The sequence below is a fragment of the Laceyella putida genome (genome assembly GCF_042665195.1).
Classification (GTDB): Bacteria; Bacillota; Bacilli; order Thermoactinomycetales; family Thermoactinomycetaceae; genus Laceyella; species Laceyella putida.
In genome coordinates this window covers 26437-42438 of sequence record NZ_JBHTBW010000019.1, presented here as the reverse complement: position 1 = coordinate 42438, position 16002 = coordinate 26437, and the positions used below count along the sequence as shown (strand labels likewise).

14 protein-coding genes and 1 tRNA gene are annotated in these 16002 nt (G+C 47.7%); 1 reads left to right on the top strand and 14 read right to left on the bottom strand.

All coding sequences use genetic code 11. The features are described from left to right. Positions 1-20 precede the first annotated feature (20 nt). The 11 genes from ACFQNG_RS06530 to ACFQNG_RS06480 all read right to left on the bottom strand — a co-directional run bounded on the left by ACFQNG_RS06530 (position 21) and on the right by ACFQNG_RS06480 (position 12545). Positions 21-1118 (bottom strand): D-alanine--D-alanine ligase, encoded by a 1098-nt coding sequence (locus ACFQNG_RS06530; protein ID WP_379864088.1) that lies wholly within the window; start codon positions 1116-1118, stop codon positions 21-23. A 36-nt stretch (positions 1119-1154) separates the two neighbouring features. Further along, a complete protein-coding gene (yihA, locus tag ACFQNG_RS06525) occupies positions 1155-1763 on the bottom strand; it encodes a ribosome biogenesis GTP-binding protein YihA/YsxC (protein WP_379864087.1) in 609 nt (202 codons plus the stop codon). After that, positions 1744-4089, bottom strand: a complete 2346-nt coding sequence (gene lon / locus ACFQNG_RS06520; protein ID WP_379864086.1) for an endopeptidase La — start codon at positions 4087-4089, stop codon at positions 1744-1746. The genes yihA and lon overlap by 20 nt, the downstream gene beginning before the upstream one ends. Positions 4090-4247: 158 nt before the next feature. Further along, positions 4248-5927, bottom strand: coding sequence for an ATP-dependent protease LonB (gene lonB / locus ACFQNG_RS06515; RefSeq protein ID WP_379864085.1), 1680 nt, complete (start codon positions 5925-5927; stop codon positions 4248-4250). 99 nt (positions 5928-6026) lie between these two features. Then, positions 6027-7163, bottom strand: a complete 1137-nt coding sequence (locus tag ACFQNG_RS06510) for a lipid II:glycine glycyltransferase FemX (protein ID WP_379864084.1) — start codon at positions 7161-7163, stop codon at positions 6027-6029. Between the two features lie 150 nt (positions 7164-7313). Beyond that, entirely contained in the window at positions 7314-8582 is a 1269-nt protein-coding gene (gene clpX / locus ACFQNG_RS06505) for an ATP-dependent protease ATP-binding subunit ClpX (RefSeq protein ID WP_379864083.1), read from the bottom strand. Positions 8583-8598: 16 nt separating this feature from the next. Beyond that, the gene (gene clpP, locus ACFQNG_RS06500) at positions 8599-9180 is read right to left on the bottom strand and encodes an ATP-dependent Clp endopeptidase proteolytic subunit ClpP (RefSeq protein WP_379864082.1); all 582 of its coding nucleotides are present in this window, start codon (positions 9178-9180) and stop codon (positions 8599-8601) included. Between the two features lie 83 nt (positions 9181-9263). Continuing rightward, complete coding sequence (gene tig, locus ACFQNG_RS06495) at positions 9264-10556, bottom strand: trigger factor (RefSeq protein WP_379864081.1); 1293 nt, start codon at positions 10554-10556, stop codon at positions 9264-9266. Between the two features lie 319 nt (positions 10557-10875). Beyond that, positions 10876-11418, bottom strand: coding sequence for a hypothetical protein (locus ACFQNG_RS06490; protein ID WP_379864080.1), 543 nt, complete (start codon positions 11416-11418; stop codon positions 10876-10878). A gap of 526 nt (positions 11419-11944) precedes the next feature. Then, positions 11945-12235, bottom strand: a complete 291-nt coding sequence (locus ACFQNG_RS06485; RefSeq protein WP_379864079.1) for a hypothetical protein — start codon at positions 12233-12235, stop codon at positions 11945-11947. Between the two features lie 19 nt (positions 12236-12254). Beyond that, positions 12255-12545, bottom strand: a complete 291-nt coding sequence (locus ACFQNG_RS06480; RefSeq protein ID WP_379864078.1) for a hypothetical protein — start codon at positions 12543-12545, stop codon at positions 12255-12257. A 345-nt stretch (positions 12546-12890) separates the two neighbouring features. Between ACFQNG_RS06480 and ACFQNG_RS06475 the strand changes: the two genes are divergently transcribed. Beyond that, complete coding sequence (locus ACFQNG_RS06475; RefSeq protein WP_379864077.1) at positions 12891-14240, top strand: tetratricopeptide repeat protein; 1350 nt, start codon at positions 12891-12893, stop codon at positions 14238-14240. Positions 14241-14473: 233 nt separating this feature from the next. Here ACFQNG_RS06475 and ACFQNG_RS06470 read toward each other — a convergent pair. The 3 genes from ACFQNG_RS06470 to ACFQNG_RS06460 form a co-directional block, all read right to left on the bottom strand. Further along, a tRNA-Arg gene (locus ACFQNG_RS06470) sits at positions 14474-14550 on the bottom strand. 150 nt (positions 14551-14700) lie between these two features. Then, on the bottom strand, positions 14701-15204 hold the full coding sequence (locus tag ACFQNG_RS06465) for a metallophosphoesterase family protein (protein ID WP_379864076.1): 504 nt from the start codon (positions 15202-15204) through the stop codon (positions 14701-14703). Beyond that, complete coding sequence (locus tag ACFQNG_RS06460) at positions 15201-15848, bottom strand: XTP/dITP diphosphatase (RefSeq protein ID WP_379864075.1); 648 nt, start codon at positions 15846-15848, stop codon at positions 15201-15203. The genes ACFQNG_RS06465 and ACFQNG_RS06460 overlap by 4 nt, the downstream gene beginning before the upstream one ends. Between the last annotated feature and the right edge of the window lie 154 nt (positions 15849-16002).

The window sequence follows — 16002 nt, the reverse complement described above, 5'->3', positions numbered from 1 at the left end:
TCTGAAAGGAGGTTCCACTTCTATTCAACAGCAAAATCGGTACGAAGCTGCGCTTTTTCTTCATAACGTTCCAGCGCCAATTCGATCAGCTTGGTCACCAATTCGGAGTAAGATACGCCGGAATGCTCCCACAGTTTCGCATACATGCTGTACTGGGTAAATCCAGGCATGGTGTTGATTTCATTCAGCAAGATGGCGCCCGTGTCTTTGCGGATGAAGAAATCCACCCGGGCCAGACCGCTGCCGTCAATCGCTTTGAATGCCCGGATCGCCATTTTCCGCAGTTGTTCCGCCGTTTCCTGCGGCAGTTCGGCGGGAATGCGCATCACCGATTTGCCATCGATATATTTCGCTTTATAATCATAAAATTCATTGGAAGACACGATTTCCCCCGGTACGGAAGCTTCCGGCTCATCATTCCCCAGGACCGCGACTTCCACTTCATGAGCGGGAATGAATTCTTCCACCACGATTTTCCGATCATATGCTGCCGCCAATTCTAGCGACTTAATCAATTCTTGACGATCTTTGGCTTTCGAGATGCCCACACTGGAGCCCAAGTTGGCCGGCTTGACAAAGCAGGGATAGCCCAATTCCGTTTCGATGCGGGAAAGCACCGCTTCTCGCTCACGCTTGAAGTCCGCTTTCAAGATGGAGACATACTTTGCTTGTGGCAAGCCTGCCTCCGCAAACACCTTTTTGGAAACGGCTTTGTCCATTCCCACGCTAGACGCCAGCACCCCCGCACCGACATACGGGATATTGGCAATTTCCAAAAATCCTTGAATGGTCCCATCTTCCCCATACGTTCCATGCAACACTGGAAAGACGACATCGAATTCCTCTTTGCGGAATGCGGGCAATCGGTGCGTTCCGGAAACGACGGCGGGCAAAGACCGCTGCAGGCGATTGATCTCTTCTTGTTCCGCTTTCCCCTCCAGCATCGGCAACGCATCCACGCCAAGCCGGAATAATCCTTCCTGCGTAATCCCGATGGGAATGATGTCGAATTTCTCACGATCCAGCGCTTTCAGCACAGAAGCTGCGGACGCCAAGGAGACCTCATGCTCCCCGGATTTACCGCCGAACAATACAGCCACACGTAGTTTCTTACTCATCCTCTCCCACCCTTTCTTCTCGTCTTTCGTTCATGTTTATGTGGTCGGTTCTTCTTCCATTTCTTCAATTAGCCGGGTGATTTCACTCCATACATCGTCTCGCCCTTGTCCAGTCTCGGAAGAGAAGACGATCAGTGAATCCCCTTTTTGCAGCTCAAGCCCTTCTCTGATCACTTTGAGGTGTTTTTGCCATTGTCCGCGCGAGATTTTATCCGCTTTGGTCGCCACGACAATGGTGGGAATGCCATAGTGCTTCAAATATTGATACATGTTGTAATCGTCATTGGTGGGAGGATGGCGCAGATCGACAACCTGAATCACTGCCTTGAGCCAATCACGCTTGCTCAAATACGTCTCCATCATTTTTCCCCAGGCGGCCCGCACGCTCTTTGGAACCTTGGCAAATCCATAGCCCGGCACATCGGCGAAATACAACGCTTCATTAATCCGATAAAAGTTAATGGTTTGCGTCTTGCCCGGTTTGGAGCTGGTGCGCGCCAAATTCTTGCGACGAATCAAGCAATTAATCAAAGAGGATTTACCCACATTGGAACGCCCGGCCAGAGCGATTTCTGGCAGGGCGTCTTCGGGGTATTGCGCAGGTTTTACCGCGCTAATCACAAACTCAGCTGTTTTCACCAACATAAGGATCCCTCACTAACGCCAACTTCAACACTTCGTCCATCTGGCTGACCGCGGTAAAGGTCAAATCTTTGCGGACGCTTTTCGGAATCTCCTCCAGATCTTTTTCATTATCTTTCGGGATGATCACATGTTGAATGCCGGCTCGATGGGCACTGAGCGCTTTTTCCTTCAATCCTCCAATCGGAAGCACCCGCCCGCGCAAGGTGATCTCACCGGTCATAGCCACAAATCGGGAGACGGGGATTCCCGTCAACGCCGAGACCAGCGCAGTGGCCATGGTAATCCCTGCGGATGGTCCATCTTTCGGAATGGCTCCTTCAGGTACGTGAATGTGGATATCGGACTTCTCATGGAAATCGGGATCGATCTTAAGCGCTTCCGCACGTGAACGGATGAAGCTAAAAGCCGCTTGTGCCGATTCTTTCATCACGTCGCCCAGTTGACCGGTCAGGGTTAATTTCCCCTTTCCAGGCAAGAGCGAGACTTCTATCGATAAGGTGTCGCCACCCGTTTCAGTCCAAGCAAGCCCTGTCGCCATGCCGACTTGATCCGTCTCTTCCGCCCGCCCGTACCGGAACTTTTCCGGACCCAGGTATTCTTCCAGATTTCTTGCCGTAATGACGACTTTCTGTTTCTTCCCTGAGACGATTTGTTTGGCCGCTTTGCGACATAGCGTGCCAATGGTGCGTTCCAAGTTGCGCACACCCGCCTCCCGGGTATAGTGGCGTATCAATTTTAAGATGGACGCCCCTTGGATTTGCATCTGTTCCTTACTCAACCCATGTTCCTTGAGCTGTTTGGGGATCAGATAGGATTTGGCGATCTGCTCCTTTTCAATCTCGGTGTACCCTGAGATATAGATTACTTCCATGCGGTCCAAAAGCGGACGGGGGATGTTGTGCACCGCATTGGCCGTGGTGACAAACATCACTTTGGACAAATCAAAGGGAATTTCAATATAATGATCGCTAAATGTGTTGTTTTGGTTAGGGTCCAACACTTCTAACAACGCCGCAGACGGATCACCGCGGAAATCCATCGACATTTTATCGATTTCATCGAGCAAAAAGACGGGATTGGCACTGTCCGCTTGCTTCATTCCCTGGATAATCCGGCCCGGCATCGCCCCGACGTATGTACGCCGATGCCCGCGAATTTCCGCTTCATCCCGTACACCACCAAGGGAGATCCTTACAAAATGGCGATTCAAGGCCCGAGCGATCGAACGGGCCAACGAGGTTTTCCCCACTCCTGGAGGCCCGGCCAGGCACAGGATCGGCCCCTTGAGCTTTTTCACCATTTGCTGCACAGCCAAGTATTCCAAGACACGCTCTTTGACCTTCTCCAAACCGTAATGATCTTCATCCAAGATTTTTTCCGCTTTCTCCAAGTCAAGGTCATCCTCGGTCACCTTCTGCCAAGGCAAGTCGAGTAACCATTCAATATAAGTGCGAACAACGCCACCTTCAGCGGAACTGGTGGGGATTTTCTCCAAGCGGTCGATTTCTTTTTCGATTCTCTCTTTGACTTCCTCTGGCGCTTCCAATGCAGCTAATTTTTCCCGCAACTCTTCAACTTCGGCAAAACGTCCTTCTTTCTCCCCCAATTCTTTTTGAATGGCTTTCATCTGTTCGCGCAAATAATACTCCTTCTGTGTCTTCTCCATCTGCTTTTTCACACGCGAACTGATTTTCTTCTCCAGCTCCAGAACTTCTTTTTCATTATGAATAATGGAGAGTAACTTTTCTAAACGCTCTTTCACATCAATCGCTTCGAGAATCGACTGTTTATCGGAAATCTTTAATGGCAGATGAGACGTGATCACATCAGCAAGGCGTCCGGGTTCCTCAATATCAGACACCACAGAATATGTTTCAGGAGAAACCTTTTTGGATAGGCGCAAGTATTGTTCAAAATGGTCCAATACCGATCGCATCAATGCCTCGGTGTCTAAATCACCGTCATCAGCACCGGCCAATTCCTCATAAGTAACAATATAACATTCTTCTGAATCTACATATTCCTTGACACGGGCTCTTTTCAAGCCTTCAACCAATACCCGGATGGTGCCATTGGGCAATTTGAGCATCTGCCTCACTTTGGCAATCGTGCCGATCTCATAGATGTCTTCGGCTACTGGTTCTTCTATTTGAATTTCCTTTTGTGTCGCAAGTAAAATATGATGTTGATCATCCACCATTGCCTTTTCCAAGGCTTGAACAGAACGTTCCCTTCCTACGTCTAAATGCAATACCATCGTCGGAAATACAATCAACCCTCTTAAAGGGAGCAAAGGCAATGTACGTTCCTCTTCTTTTACAGCCATACATGCACCTCCGTTGCTGACACACAAGGAACTGAATACAGCTTTGTACGATTTTATCCTATTCGATTTGTTTTGTCTATGACATAACAAAGTCGGGTTCGCCATGGTTGACGGAAACCGACTCAGCCAGATTTCGCCTTGCGCCAACCCATCTTATATTATACAGGAGCAGAAGTCGTCGGGGTCAAAACCGCTGGAGCTGGAGCACTCGCTCCATGTTCATCCTCTTTTTCTAAAGCCAGCTCAAGAACCGCTTCAATCCGTTCTACAGGAATCACTTCGATCCCTTCCATTTGATAAAAAATGGATTGCATATTTTCATGCGGAATCAACACCCTTGTTGCTCCTGCTTGCTTGGCCGCATCCACTTTGGCGATGATCCCCCCAACGGGCTTCACATTCCCATGGATGCTCAATTCACCCGTCATGGCTAACCGATTGTCGACCGGCATTCCTTTGATGGCTGAATAGATGGCGGTGGCAATCGTCACTCCGGCAGAAGGTCCATCCAGAGGAATCCCACCTGGAAAATTAATGTGCAAATGATAATCATCCGGATTTACATCGGTACTTCTTCTCAATACGGTGATCACATTTTCAACTGAACCCCGAGCCATGCTTTTGCGGCGAATCGTTCGCTGGCGTCCAGCCATCTCTTCTTCCTCCACTACGCCCGTGATCTGGATGCTTCCTTTTCCCATCTCCGCTGGCGTGGCCGTCACCTCGACCTCGATCACCGTTCCCAAATGGGGCCCGTACACCGCCAAACCAGAGGCCAATCCCACTTGTGATACGGCGGGCAGTTTCTGCTCCGGTCTGGGATTGAGTTGACTGCTGTGGACGACCCATTCCACGTCAGCGTCCTCAACCAATTGACGCCCTTCCGATAAGGCCAGGCCAACGGAAGTCTGGACAATGTTCACAGCATCACGTCCATTCATGGCATAACGGGTAATGACTCGAATGGCTTCAGGTGTATAACCAAAGTTTATGCGGTTCAATGCTTGTTCTGCCACCTTTTCAATCTCATGCGCCAAAAGTGGACGGAAAAAGATCTCCATGCATCTGGAGCGGATGGCAGGGGGAATGTCTTCCGGGGTACGTGTCGTTGCACCAATCAGTCGAAAATCGGCAGGCAACCCATTTTGAAAAATATCATGAATGTGACTGGGTGTGTTGCTATCTTCGGAACTGTAATATGCGCTCTCCAAAAAGACTTTGCGATCTTCCAAGACCTTCAAAAGCTTGTTCATCTGCACCGGGTGCAACTCGCCAATCTCATCGATAAACAAGATGCCCCCATGCGCTTTGGTCACGGCTCCAGGTTTCGGCTGGGGTACCCCCGCGACACCCAAAGCGCCGGCTCCTTGGTAGATTGGGTCGTGAACGGAGCCAATCAACGGGTCGGCGATTCCCCGCTCATCAAACCGGGCTGTCGTCGCATCCATCTCCACAAATTTGGAGTCTTTATTAAAAGGTGAAGCGCTATTTTTTTTGGCTTCTTCCAAAATAATGCGAGCCGCTGCCGTTTTCCCCACCCCAGGTGGGCCGTAAATGATCACATGTTGCGGATTAGGTCCGCACAACGCCGCTTTTAACGCGCGAATGCCTTCTTCCTGTCCGATGATTTCACTTAACTTGGAAGGCCGGGTCTTTTCCGCCAACGGCTCTGTAAGTGAAATCCGGCGCATGGATTGGAGTTTTTCCAATTCTTTCTTGGCTTCGCGATCCACGGCGCTTCGATTGGTCTGTTGGCTTTTGAGCAAGTTCCAAAAATATAAGCCGATGATGATGGAGAAGAACACTTGTAAAAACATGAGTAAAGCAGTCCAACTCATAAAATGCCCATTCCTTTCTACCTGCGGAACTCACCGTTTCTTTGTTTTGTATTATGACCGCCAAGGTGATGGGCTACTCATGTTTTTATTTCCTGCCGATTAGCGCCGTTTCATATACATATCAAACGCCCAATGCAACATCGGGATCACCGGATAATCCCATTCTCCAACCATTTCACACGCTTCGCCACCGAATCCCATTTTAAACTGCAACAATTCAAAATTGGGATGCTGCTCGTCCAACGTTATGCTGATGCCGCGGAAATCAAAGATGCGATCCCCTTGCTGATAGGCATCTTGAATCATCTTCCAACGCAACAGATAAGGGGAGGACTCTTCCATCGGTTCGCTCAATCGCGCATTATACAAATCCCAAGTGTGGCCATCAACGCGCACCGCGAGCGACGTGCTTAAGAGTTGCTCCCCTTTCCGCGCCATATACAGCCTGATCCGATAAGGATCTTCCAAAATCAAGGTTTCAAACATCTTCTCAAAATACGACACATCCCGGACTTGTGATTTTTCACGCTGTGCAGCCAAGGCGAGCAAGCGATGAAATTCTGGCAAATCCCTTTCTGTGCCCAAATGAACGCGAATGCCATCCCGTTCCGCATTTTGAATGCGGTTTTGCCAATAGGGATGGAACCCTTTATACACTTGTTCCAATGTCTTGTTTTTCATATTGAGCCGATAAACAAACTGCGGTTGAACCGTATCAAAACTATCTTCCACTACATGCTTCCGCCAGCCCATATCCGCCAGTTCCTGCTGAACATATTCCACGGCATTAAATACTTGGTCCGGTCGAATATCAGTCAGTTTGCGCCCTCTTAAACCATGCGATTTAAACTCTTGAATCGCATGATTGATCGATTCACTCGACCATTTCCGCCGCACCAATGGAGGATCCATCTTGACGCTGAATGCTTGACGTTGTTTCAAATGATGGAATAACGGGACAAACCATTCCTTCATGCTGCGGTCGGAGAACCAGTCAATAATCGGACCGCGGGGTATGTATGCCAAAAACTTATTCATGCCGGGTACCTTGCGATATAGAACAACCGCACCGCCGACCATTTTCCCTTCTTTGTTCACCCAGCCTAAAAACTCACTATTCCAGCGCCATTCCCGTTTGAGGTCCGCCCAAGAAGGGTATTGCAAAAAATTGCGATAAGGTTTTTTCTCAACAAAGTCCAAATATCGGTCGCGATCAACTACAACGATATTCAACATATTCCCTTTCACCTCTTTCTTTATCAAAAAAACAGCTCTACTTCTCTGGTAGAACTGCTTCCATTGTCGTACATTTTAACATATCATGATTAAACGAAAAAAGCATCTGCCTTTGAAAAGCAGATGCTAAAATTATTTGAAACGAATCGGCTACGCGGTCTCTTCTTGTTTGTTATTGAGAACGCGACCTTCCTTTGTCATTAATTTGGGCGATACGCCGTGCAACACCGTTTCTTTGGTGACCACGCATTTAATGACATCTTCACGGGATGGGAGCTCAAACATGACATCCAACATGATCGATTCGATAATCGCCCTTAAGCCACGCGCGCCTGTTTTACGTTTAATTGCTTCTTGAGCGATGGCTTCCAATGCCTCCCGTTCAAATTGCAACTCAACGTTATCCATCTCAAGCAGTTTTTGATACTGTTTGACAAGGGCGTTTTTGGGTTCCGTCAAAATGCGCACCAAGGCAGTCTCATCCAACGGCTCCAAGGTGGAAATCACAGGCAGACGACCGACAAACTCAGGGATCAACCCGAATTTCAATAGGTCTTCCGGCAGAACCATGCGCAGGAATTCGCCTGGTTTCATGGTTACCGCTTGCGTATCCATGCCAAAGCCGATCACTTTTTTACCGATGCGGCGTTTAATAATCGTTTCCAAGCCGTCAAACGCTCCACCACAGATAAACAAGATGTTGCTGGTATCGATCTGGATAAACTCTTGGTGCGGATGTTTGCGGCCACCTTGTGGCGGCACGCTGGCAACGGTTCCTTCCAAAATCTTCAACAGAGCCTGTTGCACCCCTTCACCCGACACATCCCGAGTGATGGATGGATTCTCCGACTTGCGTGCCACTTTATCGATCTCATCGATATAGATGATGCCACGCTCCGCCTTCTCAATATCATAGTCGGCGGCTTGAATCAATTTGAGCAAGATATTTTCAACGTCTTCCCCCACATATCCCGCTTCCGTGAGTGAAGTTGCATCCGCAATGGCGAACGGAACATTTAAGATGCGAGCCAGCGTTTGGGCGAGTAAAGTTTTCCCGCTCCCCGTGGGGCCCAACATCATGATGTTGGATTTTTGCAGTTCAACCTCATCCGACTTGGCCGTTTGTGAATTGATGCGCTTGTAGTGGTTATACACCGCTACAGACAACGATTTTTTGGCATGTTCTTGGCCGATGACATACTGATCGAGGATTGCGCAAATCTCTTGCGGTTTAGGCAGATTTGCCAGATCAATATCCTCTTCATTCCCCAGTTCTTCTTCAACAATTTCATTGCAAAGCTCAATACATTCGTCACAGATATACACACCTGGACCTGCGACCAGTTTACGCACTTGATCTTGCGATTTGCCGCAGAAGGAGCACTTGAGCTGCCCTTTTTCTTCGTTGAATTTGAACATGTCTCTCACCCCTTTCCTAAGTCCGTACCATCACCTGATCCACGAGGCCGTATTCTTTTGCTTCATCGGCACTCATAAAGAAGTCGCGATCCGTATCACGCGCGATTTTTTCCAGGGACTGTCCAGTCCGTTCGGCCAAAATTCGATTGAGCTGATCTTTGGTGCGTAAAATCCAGTCAGCATGAATCTTTATGTCAGATGCTTGCCCTCTGGCTCCACCCAATGGTTGGTGAATCATCACTTCACTGTTTGGAAGGGCGAAACGCTTCCCTTTGGTTCCAGCCGCCAGCAGGAAAGCTCCCATGCTAGCCGCTAGTCCTACGCAAATGGTAGAGACATCGGGTTGGATATGATTCATGGTGTCGTAAATGGCCAACCCAGCCGTTACGGAACCACCGGGAGAATTTATGTACAAATGGATGTCTTTTTCTGGATCTTCTGCACTTAAGAAGAGCAATTGCGCTACGACAAGATTTGCGACGTTATCATCAATCGGACCACTGAGAAAGATAATCCGATCTTTCAACAGTCGGGAGTATATGTCGTACGCACGCTCACCTCTGTTGGACTGCTCCACGACCATTGGCACTAAAGGCATAGGAAACACCTCATTTCGGAGTTTCAAATTTTAAAACAAGGCACGTAGTTTCACGTGCCTCGTTTCCTATCTCCCTATAACCATTATGCCTTATTTTTACTTTCGGATACAAGTAGATCAATCGTTTTCTTCACGCGAAGTTGTTCTTTCACAGACTCCATCGCGTTTTGCGCTTCTAAAATGCGACGAACCTCGTCTGCCTCACGGCCCATTTCTTTTGCCATTTCTTGGATTTCCCCTTCGATGTCCGCTTCGGTCACATCGATGTTTTCTGTTTTGGCAATTGCTTCCAACACCAAGTTGGCGCGAACACGTTTTGATGCGTCTTCTTTAAACTGCTCTTTCAGCGCATCTTGGTCTTGGCCGGTGAACTGGGCGTACAGTTCCAGGTTGAGACCTTGGTACGTCAGGCGTTGCTCGAATTGGCGCAACATGTTTTCAACTTCATTTTCAATCATCACTTCTGGAATTTCCACTTCAGCTTTTTCCGCCGCCTGTTCCACCAGTTCGTTGCGGATGTAGTTTTCTTTGTCTTTAGCCGCTTTTTCATTCAAGTTTTTCTCTATGTCGGCTTTCAGCTCGGCCAAGGTGTCAAACTCGCTAACATCTTGCGCAAACTCGTCATCCAGCTCAGGCAGGTTCAGGCGTTTGATCTCATGCAATTTCACTTTGAAAGTAGCTGGCTTTCCTTTCAGCTCCTCCGCATGATACTCTTCCGGGAACGTTACGTTGACGTCTTTCTCTTCGCCCACTTTCATGCCGATCAGTTGGTCTTCAAAGCCTGGGATGAAGGTGCCGGAACCCACTTCCAGGGTATACTGCTCCGCTTTGCCGCCTTCAAACGCCTCACCGTCAACAAACCCCTCAAAGTCGATGATGACGCGATCGCCGTTTTCTACCGCACCGTCTTCAACGACTTCCAGTTGGCCTTGCTGTTTGCGCATTTTCTCCAATTCAGCGTCCACATCTTCCGGTTTAACGGAGAAATCTTTATCTTCTACTTCCAATCCTTTATATTCACCTAAAGTCACTTCAGGCTTTACCGTTACCGTTGCTTTGAAAATCAAGGACTTTCCTTTTTCCAGTTGCTCGATGTCGATCTCTGGACGATCCACTGGCTCAATGCCTGTTTCGTTTACCGCAGCTTCATACGCTTCTGGCAGTAAGATGTCCAATGCATCTTGGTACAGGGCCTCTACACCAAAACGCTTTTCAAAGATCGGACGTGGAACTTTCCCTTTACGGAATCCAGGGATGTTTACTTGTTTTACGACTTTTTTAAATGCTTGATCCAATGCTTGCGCCACTTGTTGTGCGTCCGCTTCTACTGTAAGTACGCCTTTGTTTGTTTCAGTTTTTTCCCAACTTGCCTTCATTAACGGTACCCTCCTGCAATCTATGAATGAGTTGACATCAGTCCGATTTCAAAGTAGTCAATAAAGCCACAATAACCCTTTCATTATAACACAGCGCGCCTGCTTTGCAAGAAACAACGTCAACACGACAAAACCCCTTTGGCAGGGGTTGACTAACTGTTTATGTAGCCTTCTTACCAACTTTCTCTATGGTACTTCAGGAACGCGGAGATGTAAAGAAGAAACCAGAATATACCAACCTTTGTGAAGGCACAGAACGACTGCCAATCTGGAATGACAAAAATAAAAGCCGCCGATCCCCATCGGCAGCCAGTCCGCGTCATGACGGCTTTTTCTGCACAATATCCACGTGGACAATATCTTCCGCAATCATCTCTTTCAAAAACTCCAACACATCATCCACAATATAGACAATCCCGTTCACATCTTCACTGCTCCAAACCTTTTTGAGCCGTTTTCCGTAACTGTTCAAATCCATATATAGCGATTCCAACGCCACCAATTCCTCTTCGGGCACCATCTTCATATAGCGTTTCCGTTCAATTTGCTTGGCGATTTCATCTTTCAGTTCAATCAAGTCCCGATACGCGTCATCCATGTCGGTGATCGCCAAAAAATTGGCGATGATGTCTTTAATGACCTGGTAAAACCGAAAGCTTTGCACCTCGATCTCCACATTTTTCAACGTATGTTCCAGCTCCACCGCACTTTGCAAGGCCTTCATCGCCTTTTGCCTGTTCGCTTGAATATACTTTAGCGACCACTCCAGCTTTTCGATTACCTGTTCTATCCGTTTCGTCCAAGCAGTAATGTCTACAGCGCATTTCTCTTCCAAATGCGTCTTATGTAAATGCCGGATCATCTATAAAAGGCTCCTCCCTGGACATATTTTACATCATCATTTATTCCTATCATATCAGTTATCAGAATGATCTGCATCATTATCTTCTTCGAAATGGAGTGTCACCCACCACTAATTACTTAAATCATTGACCGATTCCCTGCGTTCCAGCCTTTCTGTCAACTAGAACTTGCCCCCTCATGCGCTTTGTCAACTTACCATCCTGAACCTTAAAACGCCCTCGTCTTCACGAAGGCGTTGTCTTTCCCGTTCAAAGCAATGCACTGCCTCTACCGAACAAGCCTGGGCGACTCGCAACCCGTCTCACTTCTTGTCCCTCTCAATGTGACACTCTGCACAAAAAGACCCAATCTCCACCTGCCGCGCTTCCGAACAAGACCGCTTTCGCTCCACCCTATCCCAATCAACAACCCTATTATCGATGGAACTCAACCCTAACATTCCATTCCATCTTTATCCAGATCGTGCTATAATGAAGACAATCTCAAATCACTTTGTTCTGGGCCATTTTATTTTGGCTCTTTTTTTATGTTCTTCTCCCATATTGGCTCACTGTGATCGTCCCCACCGCAACCAAAGGCACCGTGGCATGGCGATAAGGCGTGCAACTCAGCCACCGCTTCTTTTCCGCCGCATCATCAATCGTATGGGTGCGCCAGTATTGGATGACTTGCTTCCCTTGCTGACCGCAACGGGGACAAAAGAAAACTTGTCCCATTTTGGGTTTCGTCGTCTGACAATGCTGACGGGTAATGATGCGATCGCAATCACGGCAATATATCCGGGATAGATACAATGTTTCAAAATGATTAATCATCAAATCCAGCCACCCATGCCTAAGAGAATAAATCAAAACAACGCCCCGTCAACACCCACTTCCCATCCTCCAAATCTGCTTGCACCAGATCCAACATCGGGATGTCAATTTCACAACCTGCCCGATCCACCAGCCGGATGATCGACAATTTACTCTTCGGTTGGTGGCGAACCCCGCACGTTACTGACGTTTCCCTATCTTTTGTCAATTGCACTTCCTCGCGGCACAGTTTGAGTTGCATCAATTGGCTCAGCTCATAAAGGAAGTGATTTACCTCATGGGCATCCCCCTTTATCGTGATGGTTAACATTCCCCCTTCACCTCCTATAATTGGTAATTACATAAACTCAGACAAAAACATTCGCTTATTCAAATAAATTGTAATATAATTTAGTATATTCGTACAATACAAATTTAATTTAATGTTAGCCTGTTAAATCATTCATTTTTCTATGTATTCAGCACAAAAAATAAACCGATTCACACACGCCAAATCATTGATTTAAGCCAAACCAATTAAATAAAACACTCTCTCCATTCCTTTCCAACAATCTTATATACTGAAGAAAAATTCATGCTTACCTTCCCCATGGCGTGGATGACCGACTCACATCCACCCTCAACCAAATCATTTTTTTAAAGCGAGGGAAGCCACATGGTATATGGACTTGATCCCAGCATCGTGCGCTACGTGATGCGCAAAGTGAGAAAAGAGAGCGGATACCGCCAAGAAGACATCGCCGATGCCACCATGTCCTACGGCACCATCTCCAACATTGAGCGGGGCGTCGGCAATGTGGATGAGAAAACGGTTTTAAAGTATCTTGCGAAGTTGGGTCTCAACGAAGCCACACTTAAAAACATAGTCAAAAAAGAACTGGAACGAATGGAAGAGTTAACGTTTGAGCTGCAATTAATTGAACTCATGTTGGATAACAACAAATTGGGAACCCATGCCGAGCAAATGCTGAAAACCATAGGCATTGAACGGTACCACCCGCTCGCCCCCTTTTACACTTATCTGGAAGGAAGGTGCTTTCAAGCGAAAAAAGCTTATGATAAGGCGGAAAAGCATTATAAATTCGCCATTCGCTTGCACAACCAATACAAACTATTATCCAAAGACAACATCGTTTCGATATGTTATAACGAATTGAGCATCTGTTGCTATGTCCAAAACAAAATAGACAAAGCGCTTCACTATGTGGAAAAGGGATTGGCTGAATATGTGGAACACGAAGGGAGTGAAGATCGCAGGGATATCAAAGCGCCCATGCTGAACAATAAAGCACTTTATTTGTTGAACCTCTCCCAATATGAAGCCGCAAAACAAATCATCGACGACATGTGGGCCAAACGCTTTGAAATCAGGAGCAGTTATTATACGTTGCTCAATATATACAAATACCGGGCGATGTTGTTGCGCAAAATGCAGAAATATGCGGAAGCCATTGAAATATGCAAAGAAGGGATCCATCTAGGTTTCAGGAACAATATCCAAAATCGTTATCTCGACATCATGAATATCTTGGGCAGCATTTATTTGTTGCAAAAGCAACTGGACAAGGCGGAACATTATTTTCAAATGGTGTTGAATCACGACTACGAAGGCAACCACCCCCGCAGCCGAACCGATGCGCTGACTTACTTGGCGATCATTTACGCACATGAAAAAGATTGGGCTAAAGCGGAAGGCCATATCCAACGCGCGCTGGATGTGGCCCGTAGCAATTACCGCAATCGCCTGTCCAAAGTGCTCATTGTTGCTGGCAACATTTATGCGGAACAACAGAATTTCACCCTGGCGATCCCCTGCTATCAGGAAGCGGAACAGCTCTCATTAAAGGATGGACTGAAAAAACGCCAATATACGGCCTTATTGCAGTTGGCAAAGTGTTTTGATAGTATGGAGGCAGAAAATGAATGGAAGGTCACCATAAAGAAAGTTATGAATCTTCAACAAGAATTGAATTTGCAAAGCGAGGAGGAAGTCTATGCAATTTGACATCTATGCTCGGTTGGCAAGCATAGGCTACGATGACGAACCCGATCGGAAATAACATAGGGGTCTAACAATAATAGCCATTTTCCTCCTTATCACAACGGAAAATGGCTTACTTATTTCGTCACGCGTCTTTTTTACAATCGCAACAACCGGCTCAAAACAGCCGATTTCATCACTTAAGGCTCTCAAACCATAACAATTAACGCCCCCGTAATCAAATGGAGGCGTTTCTTTGGCGTCCCAGGAGAGATTCGAACTCCCGACCGACGGCTTAGAAGGCCGCTGCTCTATCCAGCTGAGCTACTGGGACATATCGTTATGTTCATCGCATCAGCGACAAAATTATATTACAACATCGGCACGTTCTTCGTCAAGGCCTTTTTACTACCAATTTTCATTTGTCATTCCAATGTATGCACGAAGCCAGGCAAAGGTTTCATAAAGCCCGGCTTCGCTTCGCTCATCCCCATATTCCTTCATAGCCGCGTTCTGTGATGGCGGTCCCATCCGTCTTATAATAAGTGACCTTCAGCTTCTCTCGCGTCTTCTCCAATATGGCATACGTGGCATGCGGAAAGCCGCGCGGGTAGGAAATGCTTCCGGGGTTGATCAACAGCACACCGCCCACCTCTTCACAGAACGGAAAGTGGGAGTGACCAAAACAGCCGATCCGCGCCCCCACTTCTTCCGTCCGGTAACGCATGGGCAGTGGGGTGGACTTCACTTGATATTTATGACCATGGGTGACGAAAATGCGAAGCCCCCCTCTTTCCCAGACCTGCTCCTGCGGCACCCGTTCCCAATCGCAGTTGCCGCGAACCACGGTCATCGGCACCTTGGGCAAATCGGCTTGATCCGTGCAAAAGTCCCCGCAATGAATCACCTGATCCGCCTTTACCCGCCTGACAATCTCGTTCAACAGCTTGGCATTGCCGTGCGAGTCGCTCAAAATTAACACTCTCATCGTGACTGCTCCTCTTCCTTCCCGCCGAAGGCATACTCTTCCTTCAGCAGCTGGATTAATTTCCGGGTCGCTTCGGCGCGGTGGCTAATCTGGTATTTGCGTTCATTAGAAAGCTCGGCCATCGTTTTTCCTTCTTCCGGCACATAGAAGAGCGGATCATAACCAAACCCTTCGTGTCCCCGCGGTTCGCGGATGATCCTGCCATGGCACTCCCCACGCACCACTTGGCTTGCCTCTCCCGGAACGGCCAACGCCATGGCACAAACATAGAAGCATTGGCGCTGTTCATCGGGAATCTCCCGCATCTTCGCCAATAACTTCTCGTTGTTCGCATCATCCGTTGCCCCTTCTCCGGCATAACGGGCGGAATAAATGCCCGGCGCTCCATGCAAAGCGGGGACAACCAACCCCGAATCATCGGAAATGACCGGTACTTGAAGGATTTCTGCGATCGTTTCCGCTTTTTTCAGGGCATTTCCCTCAAAAGTGTCCTGATCTTCCACAATCTCCGGTAATTCAGGAAACTCGTCCAATCCTTTCACCCCGAGCTGAAGATGGGCTTGAAACAGATCGGCAAACTGTTTCAGCTTGCCTTTGTTCTTCGTCGCGATGATAATATGGGGAAAAGGCCAATCTTTTTTCATTCCGTCCCATCCTTTCTTTATTTTTATTGGGAAAAGCCCATGAAGGCTCATGGGCTCGTTTTCGGTCATCATCGTCAAGCGGAACCCTTTTCAATCATTGCGACTTCACTGTTTACCCACTGGTTATTGGTTCCGACACGTATGATCATGTTAT

What these genes read in the sequence shown, in the direction of transcription:
- lonB (WP_379864085.1), bottom strand. Translation starts at nt 5,927, where the DNA reads ATGAGTTGGACTGCTTTACTCATGTTTTTACAAGTGTTCTTCTCCATC.
- yihA (WP_379864087.1), bottom strand. Translation starts at nt 1,763, where the DNA reads ATGTTGGTGAAAACAGCTGAGTTTGTGATTAGCGCGGTAAAACCTGCG.
- ACFQNG_RS06460 (WP_379864075.1), bottom strand. Translation starts at nt 15,848, where the DNA reads ATGAAAAAAGATTGGCCTTTTCCCCATATTATCATCGCGACGAAGAAC.
- ACFQNG_RS06510 (WP_379864084.1), bottom strand. Translation starts at nt 7,163, where the DNA reads ATGTTGAATATCGTTGTAGTTGATCGCGACCGATATTTGGACTTTGTT.
- ACFQNG_RS06485 (WP_379864079.1), bottom strand. Translation starts at nt 12,235, where the DNA reads ATGATTAATCATTTTGAAACATTGTATCTATCCCGGATATATTGCCGT.
- ACFQNG_RS06475 (WP_379864077.1), top strand. Translation starts at nt 12,891, where the DNA reads ATGGTATATGGACTTGATCCCAGCATCGTGCGCTACGTGATGCGCAAA.
- ACFQNG_RS06480 (WP_379864078.1), bottom strand. Translation starts at nt 12,545, where the DNA reads ATGTTAACCATCACGATAAAGGGGGATGCCCATGAGGTAAATCACTTC.
- lon (WP_379864086.1), bottom strand. Translation starts at nt 4,089, where the DNA reads ATGGCTGTAAAAGAAGAGGAACGTACATTGCCTTTGCTCCCTTTAAGA.
- ACFQNG_RS06490 (WP_379864080.1), bottom strand. Translation starts at nt 11,418, where the DNA reads ATGATCCGGCATTTACATAAGACGCATTTGGAAGAGAAATGCGCTGTA.
- ACFQNG_RS06530 (WP_379864088.1), bottom strand. Translation starts at nt 1,118, where the DNA reads ATGAGTAAGAAACTACGTGTGGCTGTATTGTTCGGCGGTAAATCCGGG.
- clpP (WP_379864082.1), bottom strand. Translation starts at nt 9,180, where the DNA reads ATGCCTTTAGTGCCAATGGTCGTGGAGCAGTCCAACAGAGGTGAGCGT.
- ACFQNG_RS06465 (WP_379864076.1), bottom strand. Translation starts at nt 15,204, where the DNA reads ATGAGAGTGTTAATTTTGAGCGACTCGCACGGCAATGCCAAGCTGTTG.
- clpX (WP_379864083.1), bottom strand. Translation starts at nt 8,582, where the DNA reads ATGTTCAAATTCAACGAAGAAAAAGGGCAGCTCAAGTGCTCCTTCTGC.
- tig (WP_379864081.1), bottom strand. Translation starts at nt 10,556, where the DNA reads ATGAAGGCAAGTTGGGAAAAAACTGAAACAAACAAAGGCGTACTTACA.